Origin of the sequence: Streptomyces sp. NPDC005496 (assembly GCF_042872045.1) — a bacterium.
GTDB lineage: Bacteria > Actinomycetota > Actinomycetes > Streptomycetales > Streptomycetaceae > Streptomyces.
Genome location: NZ_JBIAJQ010000002.1, coordinates 185,494 through 203,031, shown reverse-complemented (window position 1 = coordinate 203,031; position 17,538 = coordinate 185,494). Strand labels below are relative to the sequence as shown.

General features: G+C 74.6%; 15 protein-coding genes and 1 riboswitch. Of the genes, 6 read left to right on the top strand and 9 right to left on the bottom strand.

Annotated features, from left to right (window positions below):
• Window positions 1–112 precede the first annotated feature (112 nt).
• From ACFYQQ_RS05490 to ACFYQQ_RS05460, 7 genes are all read right to left on the bottom strand, one after another.
• The gene (locus ACFYQQ_RS05490) at window positions 113–526 is read right to left on the bottom strand and encodes a transglycosylase SLT domain-containing protein (RefSeq protein WP_355787283.1); all 414 of its coding nucleotides are present in this window, start codon (window positions 524–526) and stop codon (window positions 113–115) included.
• Between the two features lie 375 nt (window positions 527–901).
• A complete protein-coding gene (locus ACFYQQ_RS05485) occupies window positions 902–1,732 on the bottom strand; it encodes an ECF transporter S component (RefSeq protein ID WP_355787286.1) in 831 nt (276 codons plus the stop codon).
• The gene (locus tag ACFYQQ_RS05480) at window positions 1,729–3,411 is read right to left on the bottom strand and encodes an ABC transporter ATP-binding protein (RefSeq protein WP_388903587.1); all 1,683 of its coding nucleotides are present in this window, start codon (window positions 3,409–3,411) and stop codon (window positions 1,729–1,731) included. Before ACFYQQ_RS05480 ends, ACFYQQ_RS05485 begins: the two co-directional genes overlap by 4 nt.
• Window positions 3,408–4,514: a CbiQ family ECF transporter T component gene (locus ACFYQQ_RS05475; RefSeq protein ID WP_388903991.1), complete on the bottom strand. Its 1,107-nt coding sequence runs from the start codon at window positions 4,512–4,514 to the stop codon at window positions 3,408–3,410. Before ACFYQQ_RS05475 ends, ACFYQQ_RS05480 begins: the two co-directional genes overlap by 4 nt.
• Before the next feature lie 116 nt (window positions 4,515–4,630).
• The gene (locus ACFYQQ_RS05470) at window positions 4,631–5,281 is read right to left on the bottom strand and encodes an SCO2322 family protein (protein ID WP_356241778.1); all 651 of its coding nucleotides are present in this window, start codon (window positions 5,279–5,281) and stop codon (window positions 4,631–4,633) included.
• Window positions 5,278–6,513, bottom strand: a complete 1,236-nt coding sequence (locus tag ACFYQQ_RS05465) for a prenyltransferase/squalene oxidase repeat-containing protein (protein WP_388903583.1) — start codon at window positions 6,511–6,513, stop codon at window positions 5,278–5,280. Before ACFYQQ_RS05465 ends, ACFYQQ_RS05470 begins: the two co-directional genes overlap by 4 nt.
• A 107-nt stretch (window positions 6,514–6,620) precedes the next feature.
• A riboswitch (cobalamin riboswitch) is annotated at window positions 6,621–6,754 on the bottom strand.
• Between the two features lie 178 nt (window positions 6,755–6,932).
• Window positions 6,933–8,009 (bottom strand): PP2C family protein-serine/threonine phosphatase, encoded by a 1,077-nt coding sequence (locus ACFYQQ_RS05460; RefSeq protein ID WP_355793996.1) that lies wholly within the window; start codon window positions 8,007–8,009, stop codon window positions 6,933–6,935.
• A 186-nt stretch (window positions 8,010–8,195) separates the two neighbouring features.
• On the opposite strand from ACFYQQ_RS05460, the gene ACFYQQ_RS05455 reads away from it, so the two are divergent.
• Window positions 8,196–10,295, top strand: coding sequence for an ATP-binding protein (locus tag ACFYQQ_RS05455; protein ID WP_388903579.1), 2,100 nt, complete (start codon window positions 8,196–8,198; stop codon window positions 10,293–10,295).
• A gap of 28 nt (window positions 10,296–10,323) precedes the next feature.
• Here ACFYQQ_RS05455 and ACFYQQ_RS05450 read toward each other — a convergent pair whose 3' ends face one another.
• Entirely contained in the window at window positions 10,324–11,349 is a 1,026-nt protein-coding gene (locus tag ACFYQQ_RS05450) for an MBL fold metallo-hydrolase (protein WP_355788512.1), read from the bottom strand.
• A 199-nt stretch (window positions 11,350–11,548) separates the two neighbouring features.
• Between ACFYQQ_RS05450 and ACFYQQ_RS05445 the strand changes: the two genes are divergently transcribed.
• A complete protein-coding gene (locus ACFYQQ_RS05445) occupies window positions 11,549–13,006 on the top strand; it encodes an aldehyde dehydrogenase (protein WP_355788509.1) in 1,458 nt (485 codons plus the stop codon).
• Window positions 13,007–13,240, top strand: coding sequence for a ferredoxin (locus tag ACFYQQ_RS05440; protein ID WP_355788506.1), 234 nt, complete (start codon window positions 13,007–13,009; stop codon window positions 13,238–13,240).
• 40 nt (window positions 13,241–13,280) lie between these two features.
• Here the strand turns inward: ACFYQQ_RS05440 and ACFYQQ_RS05435 are convergent, their stop codons facing one another.
• Window positions 13,281–13,958 (bottom strand): TetR family transcriptional regulator, encoded by a 678-nt coding sequence (locus ACFYQQ_RS05435; protein ID WP_355788503.1) that lies wholly within the window; start codon window positions 13,956–13,958, stop codon window positions 13,281–13,283.
• 280 nt (window positions 13,959–14,238) lie between these two features.
• Between ACFYQQ_RS05435 and ACFYQQ_RS05430 the strand changes: the two genes are divergently transcribed.
• Genes ACFYQQ_RS05430 through ACFYQQ_RS05420 form a run of 3 tightly spaced genes read left to right on the top strand, consistent with a single transcriptional unit; the run spans window position 14,239 to window position 17,470 of the window.
• Window positions 14,239–15,663 carry a glycosyltransferase family 4 protein gene (locus ACFYQQ_RS05430; protein WP_388903574.1) on the top strand — a complete coding sequence of 475 codons (1,425 nt, stop codon included), beginning with the start codon at window positions 14,239–14,241 and terminating at the stop codon, window positions 15,661–15,663.
• Window positions 15,657–16,403, top strand: coding sequence for a methyltransferase domain-containing protein (locus ACFYQQ_RS05425; protein ID WP_355782042.1), 747 nt, complete (start codon window positions 15,657–15,659; stop codon window positions 16,401–16,403). Before ACFYQQ_RS05430 ends, ACFYQQ_RS05425 begins: the two co-directional genes overlap by 7 nt.
• Window positions 16,400–17,470, top strand: a complete 1,071-nt coding sequence (locus ACFYQQ_RS05420; protein ID WP_355782045.1) for a prenyltransferase — start codon at window positions 16,400–16,402, stop codon at window positions 17,468–17,470. Before ACFYQQ_RS05425 ends, ACFYQQ_RS05420 begins: the two co-directional genes overlap by 4 nt.
• The last annotated feature ends 68 nt before the right edge of the window (window positions 17,471–17,538 follow it).

Here is a 17,538-nt window from a genome sequence, read left to right as displayed (position 1 = left end):
GCGGCGGCCCGGGGATCAGGGGCCGCCGCCTTCGCGTACGGGGGTGCCGGGGGAGTCGTGGCCCCGCGTCCGGCGTCATGCCAGGGGCGCCGACGGCGCCGGTGGGTGCGGCTCAGTACCAGCCGTGGCTCTGCCAGAAGTTCCACGCGCCGACGGGGCTGCCGTAGCGGTCGTTCATGTAGTCCAGGCCCCACTTGATCTGCGTCTCGGCGCTGGTCTTCCAGTCGGAGCCCTTGGTGGCCATCTTGTTGCCGGGCAGCGCCTGGACGAGGCCGTAGGCGCCGGACGAGGAGTTCGTGGCGGTGACGTTCCAGTCGCTCTCGTGCTCGACGATCTTGCTGAACGCGTTGTACTGCGCGGCGTCCGGGATCATCTTGTGCGCGATCGACTGAGCGGAGGAGACCGAGGTCGTCGCTGCCTGGGCGGGGGCCGCGACCAGCACCACGCCGGTCGTGAGGGCGGCCAGGCCGGCGGCGGTGAGGGCCTTCTTCGGGGAGGCGACGCGACGGATGACGGAGACGGACACGAAGCACCTTTTCTTCGGGGACGGGGACGCGCCGGCATGCCGGGACCGCGCGGAGGCGGCGGGGGCACACTGCGGCGCCGCGACCCGGGAGGGCACGTCGGCGCCTGGCGACTCCTCCAGAGAAACAGGCCCACCCGGTGTCCGCAATGACCCCTTTTACTAGTGGTGGTCGCAAGCGGGGGAGAAGTGCCTTCTGTGACCTGGCTCTCAAAGCCCAGGTCAGCGCCCTGGACGTCGGGTACATGTCACCACTGGCGGCTACGACCCGGGTTAGTTGAGGACCAAGGTCCTGTGGGCCGCCTCACGCCCGCTCTCACGGAGCGTGCGCGCGGGTGACGCGCTGCGGCCGGCGGATGTGACGCGGGCCGCACGACGTCACGGCTCGAACGTGACCGGGGTCTCGAAGGCGGCCCGGCGGGTGGCCCGGCGCAGCGCCCGCAGCAGGGGACCGCCCACGGTGAGGGTCAGGGCGACGGTGACCACGGCCCGGCCCAGGTCCCAGCCGAGCGAGGTCGCCAGGCAGTAGGCGAGGAACCGTACGAGGTTCTCGTGGACGGGGTCGTGGGGGTCGAAGGCGACGCTGGAGGCCATCGAGTGCAGGAACGGCCAGCCCGCGAGGTTCATGACCGTCCCGTACGCGACCGCCGCGAGGCAGCCGTAGGCGGCGAGCATCGCCAGCTCGCCCCGGCCGCGCAGCCGGTCGGGGGCGGGCAGCAGCCCGGCGCCCATCGTGAACCAGCCCATGGAGAGCATCTGGAACGGCATCCACGGACCGACACCGCCGGTGAGCAGGGCCGACGCGAACATGGTCACGGCCCCGAGGACGAAGCCGAAGCCGGGCCCGAGCACCCGCCCGCTCAGCACCAGCAGGAAGAACATCGGCTCGATCCCGGCGGTCCCGGCGCCGATCGGCCGTAGCGCGGCACCGGTCGCGGCCAGCACGCCGAGCATGGCGACCGCCTTGGGACCGAGGCCGGACTCGGAGATCGTCGCCGCGACGACGGCGACCAGCAGTACGAGGAGGACCGCGAAGAGCCAGGGCGCGTCCTGGCTGTGCGCGTTCACCTGGGCGCCGGGGTCGGCGAGGAGCGGCCAGCCGAACCCGCCGACGCCCACCGCGCCGACCAGCACGAGGGCGGCGACCGAGCGCGGGCCGAGGCGGACGGCGCGGGGCCGCGGCCGGCCGGTGGACGGGGATCCGCTCACGCGAGGGCCTCCCGTATCTGGGCGACGGTGAGCCACCGCTCGGGGGCGAGGATCTTCGTAACCTGCGGGGCGAAGGACGGGGAGGCGACGACCACCTCGGCCGTGGGACCGTCCGCGACGATCTCGCCGTCGGCGAGGATCACCACCCGGTGCGCCAGTTCGGCGGCGAGCTCCACGTCGTGCGTGGCCAGCACGATCGTGTGGCCTTCCGCCGCCAGGGCGCGCAGCACGGCGACCAGGCGGGCCTTCGCCGCGTAGTCCAGGCCGCGGGTCGGTTCGTCGAGCAGCAGCAGCGGGGGGCGCGCCGTCAGGACGACGGCCAGCGCGAGGGCCAGCCGCTGGCCCTCGGACAGGTCGCGCGGATGCGTGCCGTCCTCGATGCCCGGCAGCAGTTCGCGCACCAGCGCCCGGCAGCCGCCCGGTTCGGCGCCCGCGTCGCGGTCGGCCGCCACGCACTCGGCGGCCACCGTGTCCGCGTACAGCAGGTCCCGTGGTTCCTGCGGTACGAGTCCGACGCGGCGCACGAGGTCGCGCGGGGCGGTGCGGTGCGGCACCGACCCGCCGACCCGTACCGATCCCGCGGCGGGTTCGACCAGCCCGACCAGCGCGGCGAGCAGGGTCGACTTCCCCGCGCCGTTGCGGCCCATCAGCGCGATGGTCTCGCCCGGGGCGGCCGTCAGGTCCACCTGCCGCAGCACCTCGGCCCGGCCCCGACGGACGGCGAGGCCCTCGACGGCGGCCGTGGCCGGGGGAGCGGCGTCGACCGGCGAGCGCCTGAGCGCGAACCGGGGGCGGCGGGCCGCAGTCCCGGCCGGCCCGGGATGCCGCGCCGTGCCCGGCGCCGGCACCGGTGCCGGGGTGCGCGTCGCGAGGCGTTCGCGCAGCGCCCCGGCGGTCCTGCGGGCGTCGCGCACGGTCAGCGGGAGCGGCGACCAGCCCGCGAGGCGGCCCAGCTCCACCACCGGCGGGTACACCGGGGAGACGGCCATCACCTCGGCCGGGGTGCCGAGGACGGGCGCGGCCCTCGGGGCGGGCAGCAGGACCACGCGGTCCGCGTACTGCACGACCCGCTCCAGCCGGTGCTCCGCGAGGAACACCGTCGTCCCGAGGTCGTGGACGAGGCGCTGGAGGACGGCGAGGACCTCCTCGGCGGCGGCGGGGTCCAGCGCGGACGTCGGCTCGTCGAGGACCAGCACCCGGGGGTGCGGCGTCAGCACCGAGCCGATGGCGACCCGCTGCTGCTGGCCGCCGGACAGGGTGAGAAGGGGACGGTCGCGCAGGTCGGCCAGACCCAGCAGGTCCAGCGTCTCCTCCACCCGCCGCCGCATCACGTCCGGGGCGAGCCCCAACGACTCCATGCCGTAAGCGAGTTCGTCCTCGACGGTGTCCGTGACGAAGTGGGACAGCGGGTCCTGGCCCACCGTGCCCACGACGTCCGCGAGTTCGCGCGGCTTGTGCGTGCGGGTGTCCCGCCCGGCGACGGTGACCCGGCCGCGCAGGGTGCCGCCGGTGAAGTGCGGGACCAGACCGCCGACCGCGCCCAGCACCGTCGACTTGCCGACCCCGGACGGGCCCGCCAGCAGCACCAGTTCACCCTCCGGGACCTCGAAGTCCAGCCCCTGGACGGCCGGTTCCGCGGCCCCCTCGTACGTCACCGAGACGTCCGTGAAGCGGATCATGAGGACTCCTTGGGGGTGGGGGCGACGACGGAGGGCAGCAGCCCGAGCAGGATCGCCGCTGCGGGCCACAAGGGGAGGGCGGGTGCGGTCAGCGGGACGACGCCGGGGTGCAGGGCCGCCGGGTCCCGCGAGCCGGCCACGACCATCAGCGCGGCCACCGCGACCCCGGAGGCCGAGACGAGCCAGGCCCGCGGGCCCCAGGCGTCCGGCCGGTAGCGCGTGCGCAGCGTACGGCGTCCGCCCAGCCACAGGCCGCCGAGCGCGGCGGCCACCCCGGCGACGAGCACGGGCAGCCCGTACGTCCCGCCCTCCGCGGTCAGCACTCCGTAGGTTCCCGCGCAGACGCCGAGCAGCCCGCCCAGGGTGAGCGCGGACGTGGTGCGGCGGACGGCGGCCGGGACCTGGGCGGTGCGCCCGTACCCGCGCGCGTCCATCGCCGCCGCCAGCGCGACCGAGCGCTCCAACGCGCCCTCCAGAACGGGCAGTCCGACCTGGAGCAGACCGCGCAGACCCCGGTCGGGGCGCCCGCGCAACCGCCGGGCCGCCCGCAGCCGCTGGACGTCCGTGATCAGGTTCTGCGCGTACGTCAGCGCGACGACCACGGCGACGCCCGCCTCGTAGAGCGCGCCCGGCAGCGACTTGAGCAGCCGGGCCGGGTTCGCGAGGGCGTTCGCCGCGCCCACGCAGGACAGCAGCGTGGCCAGTTTGAGGCCGTCGTACAGCGCGAAGACCAGTCCCTCGGCGGTGACGTCGCCGCCGATGCGCACGCCCTCGGCCCAGTCCGGCAGGGGGACCTCGGGGAGCGCGACCAGGACCCGCTCGCCGGGGATGGGCGAGCCGAGGAACACGGCGAACACCAGGCGCACGGCCAGCACGGCGAGGGCCAGCTTCATGAACGCGCCGTAGGAGCGGGCCCAGGGCGCGTCGGTGCGGCGGACGGCCACGACATAGCCGGCCACGCCGACGAGCAGGCCGAGCAGGAGGGGGTTGGTGGTGCGGGAGGCGGCGGTGCCCAGGCCCAGGGCCCAGATCCACCAGGCGCCCGGGTGGAGGGCGTTGCCGCGGTTCGCCTCCACGGTGAAGGGGCGGCGGCGCCGGGGCACGGAGCCGGGGAAGCGCTCACCGGGCTCGCGGCGGGGCCCGCCCCCTCCCGGGGGACGGCGGTCCTCGGCCGGGGCGGGACGGTGGTTCTCGTCCGTCGTCACAGGTGCCACCTCGCTCAGTGCCGGCGGCGCCGGGCCTGCCATATCGCGGCCGCCCCCAGCGCCGCCACCGCCGCGAGGCCCGCGAGCAGGCCGGCCGAGGGGCCGGAGCCCCCCGAACCGGACTCGGACGCGGACCGCGGCCGTGCCGAGGAGTCGGGGTCGCCGGCCGCGACCTGTTCGCCGCAGCCCGTCCGCGGGTAGCCCGCGATGGCGCACAGCAGCGCGTTGGTGTCGTAGCGCAGCGGCTTGGCGACGGCGGCGAGCGCGTCGGCCGTCGTCGCGTCGGTGCCGACGCGCGCGCAGGCCGTGCGGGCGCGCGGCGGCGTCTGCCCGGACGGCGCGTCCGCGGCCGTACCGAAGTCCAGGACGAGCGCGATCCGCTTCCTGCCGTCGCGGGCGGGCGTCCCGCCGCAGACGGCGTCGAAGTCCGGCTTCGTACGCGGTTTCGTGGCGCGCGAGGAGTCCTCGCTCACGGCGAACCGGAAGCCCTGCACGTCGCCGTCGGAGGGCCGCGCGGTCGACGGGCCCTGCGTGGCGTACGTCCAGGAGCCGCCGCTCAGGTCCCAGAACGACCAGTAGCGGTAGCCGACGGCCTGGGCCTGCCCGGCCCCGCCGAGCACCAGGAGCAGCACGGCGAGGACGGCGGCGGCACCGCGCCGGGTCACGGCTGGCGCTTCCTGTTGCGGCCGCTGATCAGGAAGCCGACGCCGATACCGGCGACCAGGCCGACACCGACGATCCACCACACGCCGAGGCCGCCTTCCTCGTCGCCGTCCTTCTTCTTCTCGCCCGGGGCGTCCGTCTGGCCGGCGGACTGGGGCGCGGGGCCGGTCGCGGCGAGCCGCGCCACGAGGTCGGTACCGCCGAAGTCGCGCGGGTCGGTGCCGGTGGCGTGCGCCGCGAAGATCAGCTGGGCGTACGCGGCGGGACCGGACTTCGCGGCCCACGCGCCTGAGTTCTTCTCCAGCCAGGCCAGCGGCTTCTTCGTGTCCTCGGTCCGGCCCGCGGCGGCGAGCGCGACGACCGCGTCCGCGGTGTTGCCGTGGTCGGGCTGGTCCTTCGCGCCGGGCATCGCCGACGTGAGGTGCGAGGTGCCGCGCAGGGCGCCGGCGAGGTGGGCCGCGCCGTTGCGGGCCGCGTCCCCGGGCGTGAGCTTCTTCGGGTCCGCGCAGTCGGCGCCGTCCGCCGCCTTGCCGGCCTTCGCCGCGAACCCCTTGCCGAGGGCGCCGAGCACGCCGGCCGCCGTCGCGTCCTCGTTGGCCGCGAGGGCGCCCTTCTTGTCGGGCTGGTAGGCGAAGGCGCCGCCACCGTCCTCGTCGCACGGGACGGACAGCTTCAGCAGGGCGTCGTACGGGGACCTGCCGTCCTTGGCGGTGTCGCCGGGCGCGGTGCCCGAGGCGGCCAGGGCGCCGATCACCACGGACGTCGAGTTCGCGTCGCTGGCCCCGCCCGCGGCGAAGCCCCAGCCGCCGTCCTTGTTCTGGACGGACTTCAGCCAGGCCACGGCCTTGTCCCTCTCCGCGTCGTGACCGCCGAGCGCGGCGAGCGCCTGCACGGCGGCGGCCGTGCTGTTGGTGTCCACCATCGTCTTGGCGCCGCACTTCGCGGACGCGTCGGCGCGGTACGGGGCGAAGGCGCCGTTCGCGCACTGCTGACCGGTCAGCCAGTCGACGGCCTTCACGGCGGGCTTCACCCCGGTGGTGTGCTGGGCCAGCAGCGTGAGCGACTGCCGCCAGACCCCGTCGTAGGTGGGGTCGGCGGAGCCGTAGAGGCCGGAGGGGAGCGCCTGGGACGGTGAGGCGGACGGGGACGAGTCGTCGGCGAGGGCGGCGGATGCGGCCGCCGTACCGATCACGGCGGTGACGGCGAGTACCGCGGCGCTGCGGCGAACAATCATGACTCTCCCTGCGGGGAGCCGGGCAGCACCGGGCACGCTGGAGTACCGGGTGGCTCCGGCCCCGTATCCCTCGACGGTGCCGGCCAGCGGCGGGCTGCCGATGGCGCGAGCCGGTCACGTCCCGCGCGAGGCGATCCGGCTCACCGTCCGGCGGACGGTTCACGGTTGCGGGTCAGCGCCGGAATTGCACCGGCTTCCCCCCGTACGGGTGTGATGACGACGCGCTCACTCTACCGGCCCGTAGCCAGGCGCCCGTGGGCCGCCCGTGCGGACCCCGTGGGCGGGGCCGGCACGGGCGGCCCGGAAGGTCGCGGCCGACGGCGACGACGGGGAGACCGCCCGGTTCCGGCCGGAGGCGGACGCGGCGAACCGGACCCCGGTGGCCTGACGCCGGGACGCGCGGCACGGCGCGCGCCGGGTCAGGGCGTGCGTGCGGGGACCGTCGACTCCAGCGGTTGGCACAGGACCAGGGCGAGGTCGTCGTCGGGCGCACCCCCGGTGTGCGTGGTCAGCCGGGTGTAGAGCGCGTGCAGGGCGTCGTCGGGCAGGGGCTCGCGCAGGGCGAGCGCGGCCTCGCCGAGCAGCGGGAAGGCGTTGCCGTCCGGGTCGCGGGCCTCGGTCAGGCCGTCGGTGTAGAGGAGGAGCCGGTCGCCGGGCTGGAGCCGTACGCGGTACTGACGCGTCTCGGGCGCCAGCCCCAACGGCGTGCTGGGCACCCCGGATTCGAGCAGCTCGACGCGGTCGCCGGAGCGCAGCGGCGCCGGATGGCCGCAGTTGACCAGCCGCACCTCGCCGGGCGCGAACTCGGCGAACACCGCGGTGACGAAGTCCTCGGGGCCCAGTTCCGGGGCGAGCCGGGCGTCGAGGCCCTCCGCCAGCACCGTCAGGTCCGGTGCGGTGTAAGCGAGTTCACGGAATCCGGTGATGGTGTCGGCCGTCAGCCTGAGGGCGTCCAGGCCGTGCCCGCGCACGTCACCGACGAGGACCCGCAGTCCGTACCGCGTCATCGCGACGTCGTACAGGTCCCCGCCGACCGTCGACTCCAGGGCGGCGCAGTGGTAGCGGGTGCAGACCTGCGTCCCGTCCAGGTTCTTCGAGATGGGCCGCAGGATCGCCTCCTGGGTGACCCGGGCCACCTCGCGGGCCTGGACCAGCATCCGGTCCAGGAGTTCGCGCTGCCGGGCCGCGTACACGGTCAGGGCGCAGCCGAGCACGAGTCCGCTCCAGCGCACGGTCAGCTCCAGGGGCGGCACCTCCTCGGCGAGGCCCATGACCAGTCCCAGGGCCGCCGAGCAGCAGCAGACCAGCAGGGTGGACCGCGGTCCGAGCCGGACGCAGGCCGTCAGCGGGGCGATGAGCAGCATCGTGATCAGGGAGGGGACCTGGTCGAAGAGCAGGTCGGGGACCGCGATCAGCAGGCAGACGGCCAGCGGCGCGGCCGGCAGGCGCGGGCTCCTCTCACGTGCGTCCGTGCGGCCCGCGTCCCTGGCGGTCATCCATTGCCCCTGCTCCCTCGCGGTCATCCTCCGACGATCTCCGACTATCGCCCGTCACCCTCCGACCAACAGGGGGTTGATCGCATCTCTTCGGAATGTGCCGGGAAGTGGCGGCACATCAGGGCTTTGTGTCCGAGTTCGGTGAGCCGTGCGCGGTGTGGGACTGCTCTCGTCACACTGTGCCGTGTGTCCCAGCCATCGAACGGTGACCGACCGGGCAACCTCCCGCCCGAGACCCGCAGCTTCGTCGGCAGGCGTGCCGAACTCCAGTGGCTCGACCGGGCGTTGGACCCCGGAGTGGACGCCGGACGGCTGGTGAGCGTCGTCGGGACCGGCGGGGTGGGCAAGACCCGGCTCGCCCTGCGGGCCGCGGGCCGCGCCGCCCCGGACGCGTACCCGGACGGCGTCTGGCTGGTCGAGCTGTCCCCGCTGCACACCGCGGGACTGGTCGGCCTCGCCGTGGTGGAGGCGCTGCGCCTCGCCGACCGGTCGACGGCACCGGTCACCGACGTGCTCGCGCAATGGGCCCGTGACAAACGGCTGTTGCTCGTCCTGGACTCCTGCGAGCACGTCCTCGCGGACTGCGCCGCCCTCGCCGGGACCCTGCTGTCCGCCCTGCCCGGACTGCGCGTCCTCGTCACCAGCCGCGAACCCCTCGGCCTGCCCGGCGAGCGGGTGCTGCGCCTGGAGCCGCTGCCGGTGAAGGACGACGCCGTGGAACTCTTCGCCGACCGCGCGGCCGCGGCCGACCCCGCCTTCGTCCTGGACGACCTCAGCCGCGCCGCCGCCACCGCCGTCTGCCGCCGCCTCGACGGCATCCCCCTCGCCATCGAACTGGCCGCCGCCCGCCTCGCCGACCTCTCCGTCGAGGAACTGCACGGCCGGCTCGTCGAACGCCGCCCGCCCTCCCGGCTGGACCTGTCCACCCCGACCGGGGACGCGGGCCCGCCGCGCCACCGGACGCTGCGCACGGCCATCGGCTGGAGCCACGAACTGTGCGCGCCCCAGGAGCGGTTGCTGTGGGCCCGGCTCTCGGTCTTCGCGGGCGGCTTCCGCGCGACGGCCGCCGAGGACGTGTGCGCGGGCGGACCGCTGCCCGCGGGACGGGTCGGCGCGCTGCTGGACCGGCTCGTCGAGCAGTCCATCGTGGTGCGCCACCGCACCGACCCGGCCCGCTTCCGGCTCCTGGACACCGTCCGGGAGTTCGGCGCCGACTGGCTCCGCGCGCTCGGCGAGGAGCCCGCGGTACGGCGGCGGCACCGCGACCACTACCGGGCGCTGGCCCGCCGCGGCTGCGCCGAGTGGAACACCGGACGCCAGGTCCCGTGGTGCGAGCGCGTCCTCGACGAGCACGCCGACCTGCGCACCGCCCTGGACTGCGCGCTCGCCGAACCCGACGGCCGGACCCTGGAGATGGCCGCCGACGTCGGCTTCCTCTGGCGCCACTGCGGCCATCTGCGCGACGCCCAGCACTGCCTGGACCAGGCGCTCGCCGCCGACCGGGCCGCCGGCCACCCCGCCGCCGGCCCCGTCCGCGTCCGCGCCCTGTGGACCCGCGGCGCCGTGGCCCTCCTCCAGGGCGACCTTGAGGAGGCGGCCGGCTGGGCGGCGCGGTGCGCGGACCTGGCCCGGGAAGAGGGTGACCCGGTGGCCGTGGTCGCCGCCGCCTATGTGACCGGCGGGCAACTCGCCCTGAGCGGTCGGCTCCGCGAGGCGGTCGAGGTGCTCTCCGCGGCGGACCGGCTCCCCGTCCGGGCGGACGGGCTCGGCGCCGCCCAGCTCCAGGTCCGCCTCGCGCTGTCCTTCGCCCATCTGCTGGGCGGCGGCTACGACGACGCCCGCTCGGTCGCCCAGGAGGTGCGCGCCGCCTCGGTGACGCACGGCGAGAGCTGGGCCGGGGCGTTCGCGGACTGTTTCCTGGCCCAGACCGACCTGGCGCGCGGCGACGTCGACGCGGCCGTCCGCAACGCCCGCACCGCGCTCGCCGGGCACGCCCGCCTGCACAACACCGTCGGCGCGGCCATGTCCCTGGACGCGCTGGCCGCCGCCCTCGTCGCGGCCGGCGACGGGGAACGCGCGGCCCGCCTCCTCGGCGTCGGCGCGCGGGTCTGGGAGCTGACCGGACGTGCCCACATGGACTCGCCCGACCTCAGGGCGACCCGCCGCGCCCACGAGGCCCGGATCCGCGGCGAGATCGGCGACACGGCCTACGAGCGGGCGTACGGGGAGGGACGCGCCATGCCGTACGCCCGGGGCCTGGCCTACGCGACGGCCGGGACGCGCTGACCGCCGCCGGGCCGTCCCCGCCCGGCGGTCAGACGGCCACGTACGTCACGGGATCGCTCCCCGGTACCGTCTCCGCCCGGCCCAGTTTCACCAGCCGCCGGACGTGGGCCTCGGCCTCCGACACCGCGATGTTCCGGGAGGCGTACGGGATGCGGTCCCAGGGGCGGTTCCACTCCATGCGCTCGGCCAGCTGCCAGGCGGTGAGCGGGACGCGGAGCAGCGCGAGGAGCCCGGTGAGCCGCTCCTCGTGGTGGCCGAGCAGCGCCCGTACGCGCTCGGAGGCGTCGGTGAAGGCGTACTGGTGGGCGGGGAGCACCTCGGCGGGGCCGAGCCGGCCGACCCGCTCCAGGGAGTCGAGGTAGTCGCCGAGCGGATCGGTGACGGTGGCGTCGTCCGGGTCCTCGTACAGTCCGATGTGCGGGGTGATCTCCGGCAGCAGGTGGTCGCCGGAGAAGAGGCGTCCGCGGCCCGGGAGCCGTGCCGGGTGGTCCTCCTCCAGGTGCAGGCAGACGTGGCCCGGGGTGTGGCCGGGCGTCCAGATCGCGCGCAGCCGGCGTCCGGGGAGGTCGAGCAGGTCGCCGGGGACGATCTCGCGGTCGGGGAGCGCGGGGGAGAGGCCGGGCAGCGCCCGGGGGCGGGCGGTGCGCAGCGGCGCCACGTGCTCCTCGGGCGCGCCCGCCGCCGCGAGCTTGTCCGCCATGTACGTGAACCACAGCTCGGGCCGGTACTCGCGCATCCGCCGGACGACCGAGGTGTCCGCCGCGTGCATCGCGATCCAGGCGCCGGACGCCTCGCGCACGGCGCCGGACAGACCGTGGTGGTCGGGGTGGTGGTGGGTGACGACCACGCCGTGGATCTCTGCGACGGAGGTGCCGCAGGCGGCGAGCCCGGCGGCCAGGACGTCGAGGGAGGCGGGGTCGTCCCAGCCCGTGTCGATCAGGACGGGCCCGCGGTCGGTGTCCACGACGTACACCAGCGTGTGGCCGAGGGGGTTGTCCGGGATGGGCACCCTGATCGACCGTACGCCCCCGCCGTGATCGGTCACCTGCGCCATGGGCTTCCACCAATCGCCGTGTTCCCGTCACTATAACTAGAACCAGTTCCAATGGGAGCCCAAGTCGACCGCCCCGTCGCCGCTTTCGCCCCGGGAGTCCCACGGCCACGTGCGTTCCGTGGACTCCGCGGACCGGAACTGGTATCAGTTCTCGTATCTGATGACTCGTCAGAGAGCGTCCTCCGGGGAGGCAGTCGCCATGACCGAGCTCGTGGAACACGGACAGCTGTTCATCGGGGGGGAGTTGACGGACCCCCTGGGCGAGGACGTCATCGAGGTGGTCTCGCCCCACACCGAGGAGGTCATCGGGCGCGTCCCGCACGCCTGCGCGGGGGACGTCGACCGGGCCGTGGCCGCCGCGCGCCGCGCGTTCGACGAAGGGCCCTGGCCGCGCATGACGCTCGACGAGCGGATCGAGGTGGTCTCCCGCATCAAGGACGGCATCGCCGTGCGGCACGAGGAGATCGCCCGCGTCATCTCCTCCGAGAACGGCTCCCCGTACTCCTGGAGCGTCCTCGCCCAGGCACTCGGCGCGATGATGGTCTGGGACGCGGCGATCACCGTCGCCCGGGACTTCACGTACGAGGAGACGCGCGACGGCGTCCTCGGGAAGATCCTCGTCCGGCGCGAGCCGGTGGGCGTCGTCGCGGCCGTCGCGCCGTGGAACGTGCCCCAGTTCGTGGCCGCCGCGAAACTCGCGCCCGCCCTGCTGACCGGCTGCACCGTCGTGCTGAAGCCGTCACCCGAATCCCCCCTGGACGCCTACCTGCTGGGCGAGATCGCGCGGGAGGCGGGCCTGCCCGAGGGGGTCCTGTCGATCCTCCCGGCGGACCGCGAGGTGAGCGAGTACCTGGTCGGGCACCCCGGCGTCGACAAGGTCTCCTTCACCGGCTCGGTCGCCGCCGGCCGGCGCGTCATGGAGGTCGCGGCACGCCATCTCACGCGCGTCACGCTGGAGTTGGGCGGCAAGTCGGCGGCCGTCGTGCTGCCGGACGCCGACCTCGACACCACCGTCCCCGGGATCGTCTCGGCGGCCTGGATGAACAACGGCCAGGCGTGCGTCGCCCAGACCCGCATCCTCGTACCGCGCTCGCGCTACGACGAGTTCGCGGACGCCTTCGCGACGGCCGCGGGGGCGCTGGTCGTCGGCGACCCGCTCGACCCGGCCACCCAGGTGGGCCCGCTGGTCGCCAGGCGCCAGCAGCAGCGCAGCCTCGACTACATCCGCATCGGCCAGGAGGAAGGCGCCAAGATCCTCACCGGCGGCGGCCGTCCACCGGGCCTGGAGCGCGGCTGGTACGTGGAACCCACCCTCTTCGGCGACGTCGACAACTCCATGCGGGTGGCCCGTGAGGAGATCTTCGGGCCGGTCATCTGCCTGCTCCCGTACGGCGACGAGGGCGAGGCGGTGAAGATCGCCAACGACTCGGACTACGGGCTCAGCGGCAGCGTCTGGACCGCCGACGTCGAGCACGGGATCGACGTGGCCCGCCGGGTGCGTACCGGCACCTACTCCGTCAACACCTTCAGCCTCGACATGCTCGGCCCCTTCGGCGGCTACAAGAACTCCGGTCTGGGGCGGGAGTTCGGCCCCGAGGGCTACGGCGAGTACCTGGAGCACAAGATGATCCACCTGCCCGCCGGCTGGGAGGCGTAGATGGGCGACCGCTGGCACGTCGAGGTCGACCGCTCCGTGTGCATCGGCTCCGCCCAGTGCACCCACCTCGCGGCGGACGCCTTCCGCCTCGACGCCGGACGGCAGTCCCACCCCGCCGCCCCGGACACCGACGCCGACGAACGCGTCCTGGAGGCGGCCGAGAGCTGCCCGGTCGAGGCCATCACGATCACGCTGCTGACCTCGGGCGAACCCGTGTTCCCGCCCGAGGAGTGAGCCCTTCCCACCACGTGCGACACCCCGCCCCGCAGCGACGTCACCCCGAGTGCGGCCCCCTGACCTCCGTCAGGTCGATCAGCCGGCAGACCGTCTCGATGTCGATCTTCACCTGGGCGATCGAGGCGCGGCCCGAGAGCCAGGTGATGAGGGCGGAGTGCCAGGTGTGCTCGATGACGCGGACCGCGGACAGCTGCTCGGGGGTGGGGTCGTCCAGCCCCATCGCGTCCAGGATGATCACCGTCGTCTGGCGGGAGACCTGGTCCACCTCCGGGCTGACGCTGCGGTCCGCGAAGGTCAGCGCGCGGACCATGGCGTCCGCGAGATGCGGCTCCCGCTGGAGCGCCCGGAAGGCCCGCATCAGCGTCTCCGCGACCCGCTCCGCGGCGGTGTCCCCGGCCGGCGGCTTCTTGCGGAGGGTGCCGTGCATGTGCTCCAGCTGATCCTGCATCGTGGCGACCAGCAGATGCACCTTGGACGGGAAGTAGCGGTACAGCGTGCCCAGCGCGACCTGCGAGGACTCCGCGACCTCGCGCATCTGCACCGCGTCGAAGCCGCCCCGGCTGGCCAGCTGCGCGCTCGCGTGCAGGATGCGCCGGCGGCGCGCCTCCTGCCGTTCGGTGAGCGGGGGCGAGGCCGGTTGCGCGGCGGCGCGCGGGCTCGCGGACCGCGCGGCATCCCGCGCGGTGGTGGCTTCCGCCTTGGCTTCCGCAGGCATAAGTCCCGTTCCATGACATTCAGCGAGGGGGAGCGAGGAGTCAGCATGGCAGGACGCCGGACATTCCCCAAGCTCTCGGCTCCGCCCGAACAGGGCGGCTGCCTGCGCGAGTCGGTCGACCGGGCCACGTCGTCGTGGCGTGAATCACCTGATCCACCGCTCACACCGGCCCTACCTGCCGGTAGATTCAATGCTCCTTGAACGATCAAGTCTGAAACTTGTTCTAGATTAGCGTCCCGGCGTAATCTCGCGGGACAGTGCAGGGAGAAGGGGGCCGTAAGTGACCGCTGAGGCCATGGAGGCGGGTCCCCAGGAGGACCCGGCCGCCGACGGCGGCCGAGCCCTGCGCATCGCGCTCCTCACGTACAAGGGGAACCCGTTCTGCGGCGGCCAGGGCGTGTACGTCCGGCACCTCTCCCGCGAGCTCGCCCGGCTGGGCCACCGTGTCGAGGTCATCGGCTCGCAGCCCTACCCCGTGCTCGACGAGGGCGAGGACCTGCGCGGACTCTCCCTCACCGAGCTGCCCAGCCTCGACCTGTACCGCCAGCCGGACCCCTTTCGCACCCCGAAGCGCGACGAGTACCGGGACTGGATCGACGCCCTCGAGGTCGGCACCATGTGGACCGGCGGCTTCCCCGAGCCGCTGACCTTCTCGCTGCGCGCCCGCCGCCATCTGCGCGCCCGCCGCGGCGACTTCGACGTCGTGCACGACAACCAGACCCTCGGGTACGGGCTGCTGGGTGACGTCGGCGCCCCGCTGGTGACGACCATCCACCACCCCATCACCGTGGACCGCGGACTGGAGCTGGACGCCGCCGAGGGCTGGCGCCGGCGCGCCTCCGTCCGCCGCTGGTACGCCTTCACCCGCATGCAGAAGCGCGTCGCGCGCCGCCTGCCGTCCGTGCTCACCGTCTCCGGCACCTCGCGCCAGGAGATCGTCGACCACCTCGGCGTACGCGAGAACCGCATCCACGTCGTCCACATCGGCGCCGACACCGACCTCTTCTCGCCCGATCCCTCGGTGCCGCAGGTGCCCGGACGGATCGTCACGACGTCCAGCGCCGACGTCCCCCTCAAGGGCCTGGTCTTCCTGGTGGAGGCGCTCGCGAAGGTGCGCGCCGAGCACCCGGGCGCCCACCTCGTCGTCGTCGGCAGGCGCGCCGAGGACGGCCCCGTCGCCCAGGCCATCGAGCGGTACGGGCTGGAGGGCTGCGTCGAGTTCGTCAAGGGCATCTCGGACGCGGAGCTGGTCGACCTGGTGCGCTCCGCGGAGGTCGCCTGCGTGCCCTCCCTGTACGAGGGGTTCTCGCTGCCCGCGGCCGAGGCCATGGCGACGGGCACTCCGCTCGTGGCCACCACCGGCGGCGCGATCCCCGAGGTCGCGGGCCGCGACGGCGAGACCTGCCTCGCGGTGCCGCCCGGTGACGCAGGCGCCCTCGCCGCCGCCCTGAACCGCGTGCTGGGCGACCCAGCGCTGCGCGCCCGGCTCGGCCGCGCGGGCCGGGAGCGGGTGCTGCGGCACTTCACCTGGGCCCGGGCCGCCGAGGGCACCGTGGCCCGCTACCGCCGGGCGATCGCCGACGCCGCCGGAGCGGCGCCGGGCCCCCTCGCCGCCGCGGATCCCGTCCCGGCCGCCGTAGCGCCGGGCGCGGCTTCCGTGCCCCCCGTTGACACCCTCGAACGCGAAAGCAGGGCCACGTGCTGACCGTCGACTTCTCCCGGTTCCCGCTCGCCGCGGGCGACCGCGTCCTGGACCTCGGCTGCGGGGCCGGCCGGCACGCGTTCGAGTGCTACCGGCGCGGCGCTCAGGTCGTCGCGCTGGACCAGAACGGCGAGGAGATCCGCGAGGTCGCCAAGTGGTTCGCCGCGATGAAGGAGGCCGGCGAGGCCCCGGCCGGCGCCACCGCCACGGCCATGGAGGGCGACGCCCTCGCGCTGCCCTTCCCCGACGAGTCCTTCGACGTCGTGATCATCTCCGAGGTCATGGAGCACATCCCCGACGACAAGGGCGTCCTCGCGGAGATGGTCCGGGTCCTCAAGCCCGGCGGCCGCATCGCGATCACCGTCCCGCGCTACGGACCCGAGAAGGTCTGCTGGACGCTGTCCGACGCCTACCACGAGGTCGAGGGCGGCCACATCCGCATCTACAAGGCGGACGAGCTGCTGGCCAAGATGCGCGGTGCGGGCCTGCGGCCGTACGGCACCCACCACGCCCACGCCCTGCACTCGCCGTACTGGTGGCTCAAGTGCGCGTTCGGCGTCGACAACGACAAGGCGCTGCCCGTGCGGGCGTACCACAAGCTGCTGGTCTGGGACATCATGAAGAAGCCGCTGGCCACGCGGGTCGCCGAGCAGGCGCTCAACCCGCTGATCGGCAAGAGCTTCGTGGCGTACGCGACCAAGCCCCACCTGCCCGCCGACGCCGCCGCGGTGGACGCTTCGTGACGACGCCGAGGACCGAGCACCTCGTCCTGCCCGGGGTCCTCACCGCGGACGAGGCCGCCGCCACGGTGCGCGGGATCCTCGCGGTGCAGCGCCCCGACGGGGCCATCCCGTGGTTCCGCGGCCACCACCTTGACCCGTGGGACCACACCGAGGCGGCGATGGCCCTCGACGCGGCCGGCGAGCACGAGGCCGCCGAGCGCGCCTACGAGTGGCTCGCCCGCCACCAGAACCAGGACGGCTCCTGGTTCGCGGCGTACGCCGACGGGGACGCCGAGGACGTCACCGACCGCGGCCGGGAGACCAACTTCTGCGCGTACATCGCCGTCGGCGTCTGGCACCACTACCTGGCCACCGGCGACGACACCTTCCTGGACCGGATGTGGCCCGCGGTCTACGCGGCCGTGGAGTACGTACTGGCCCTCCAGCAGCCCGGCGGGCAGATCGGCTGGAAGCGCGAGGACGACGGCACCCCGGTCGACGACGCCCTGCTGACCGGGAGTTCGTCGATCCACCACGCCCTGCGCTGCGCGCTGGCCGTCGCCGAGCAGCGCGAGGAACCGCAGCCCGACTGGGAGTTGGCGGTCGGCGCGCTGCGGCACGCGATCCGCAGGCACCCCGAGCGGTTCCTCGACAAGGGCCGCTACTCGATGGACTGGTACTACCCGGTGCTCGGCGGCGCGCTGACCGGCGCCGAGGCCAAGTCCCGTATCGAGGAGGGCTGGGACCGGTTCGTGGTCCCCGGGTACGGCGTCCGCTGCGTCGTCCCCAACCCGTGGGTGACCGGGGGCGAGTCCGCCGAACTCGCCCTGGCGCTCTGGGTGGTGGGGGAGTCCGACCGCGCCCTGGAGATCCTCCAGTCCATCCAGCACCTGCGCGACCCGAAGACCGGCCTGTACTGGACGGGCTACGTCTTCGAGGACGGCGCCGTCTGGCCCGAGGAGCTGACCAGCTGGACGGCCGGCTCCCTGCTGCTCGCCGTGGCCGCGCTCGGCGGCGACGAGCCGACCTGCGCCGTCTTCGGCGGCGAACGCCTCCCGGTCGGCCTGGACCCGGACTGCTGCCCGTAGCCGGGCCCCCGGACGCGCGAAGGCCGGCTCGCGGACGGCGGTGAACCGTCCGCGAGCCGGCCTCCGGT

What these genes read in the sequence shown, in the direction of transcription:
- ACFYQQ_RS05480 (WP_388903587.1), bottom strand. Translation starts at nt 3,411, where the DNA reads ATGATCCGCTTCACGGACGTCTCGGTGACGTACGAGGGGGCCGCGGAA.
- ACFYQQ_RS05465 (WP_388903583.1), bottom strand. Translation starts at nt 6,513, where the DNA reads ATGATTGTTCGCCGCAGCGCCGCGGTACTCGCCGTCACCGCCGTGATC.
- ACFYQQ_RS05460 (WP_355793996.1), bottom strand. Translation starts at nt 8,009, where the DNA reads ATGACCGCCAGGGACGCGGGCCGCACGGACGCACGTGAGAGGAGCCCG.
- ACFYQQ_RS05450 (WP_355788512.1), bottom strand. Translation starts at nt 11,349, where the DNA reads ATGGCGCAGGTGACCGATCACGGCGGGGGCGTACGGTCGATCAGGGTG.
- ACFYQQ_RS05445 (WP_355788509.1), top strand. Translation starts at nt 11,549, where the DNA reads ATGACCGAGCTCGTGGAACACGGACAGCTGTTCATCGGGGGGGAGTTG.
- ACFYQQ_RS05440 (WP_355788506.1), top strand. Translation starts at nt 13,007, where the DNA reads ATGGGCGACCGCTGGCACGTCGAGGTCGACCGCTCCGTGTGCATCGGC.
- ACFYQQ_RS05435 (WP_355788503.1), bottom strand. Translation starts at nt 13,958, where the DNA reads ATGCCTGCGGAAGCCAAGGCGGAAGCCACCACCGCGCGGGATGCCGCG.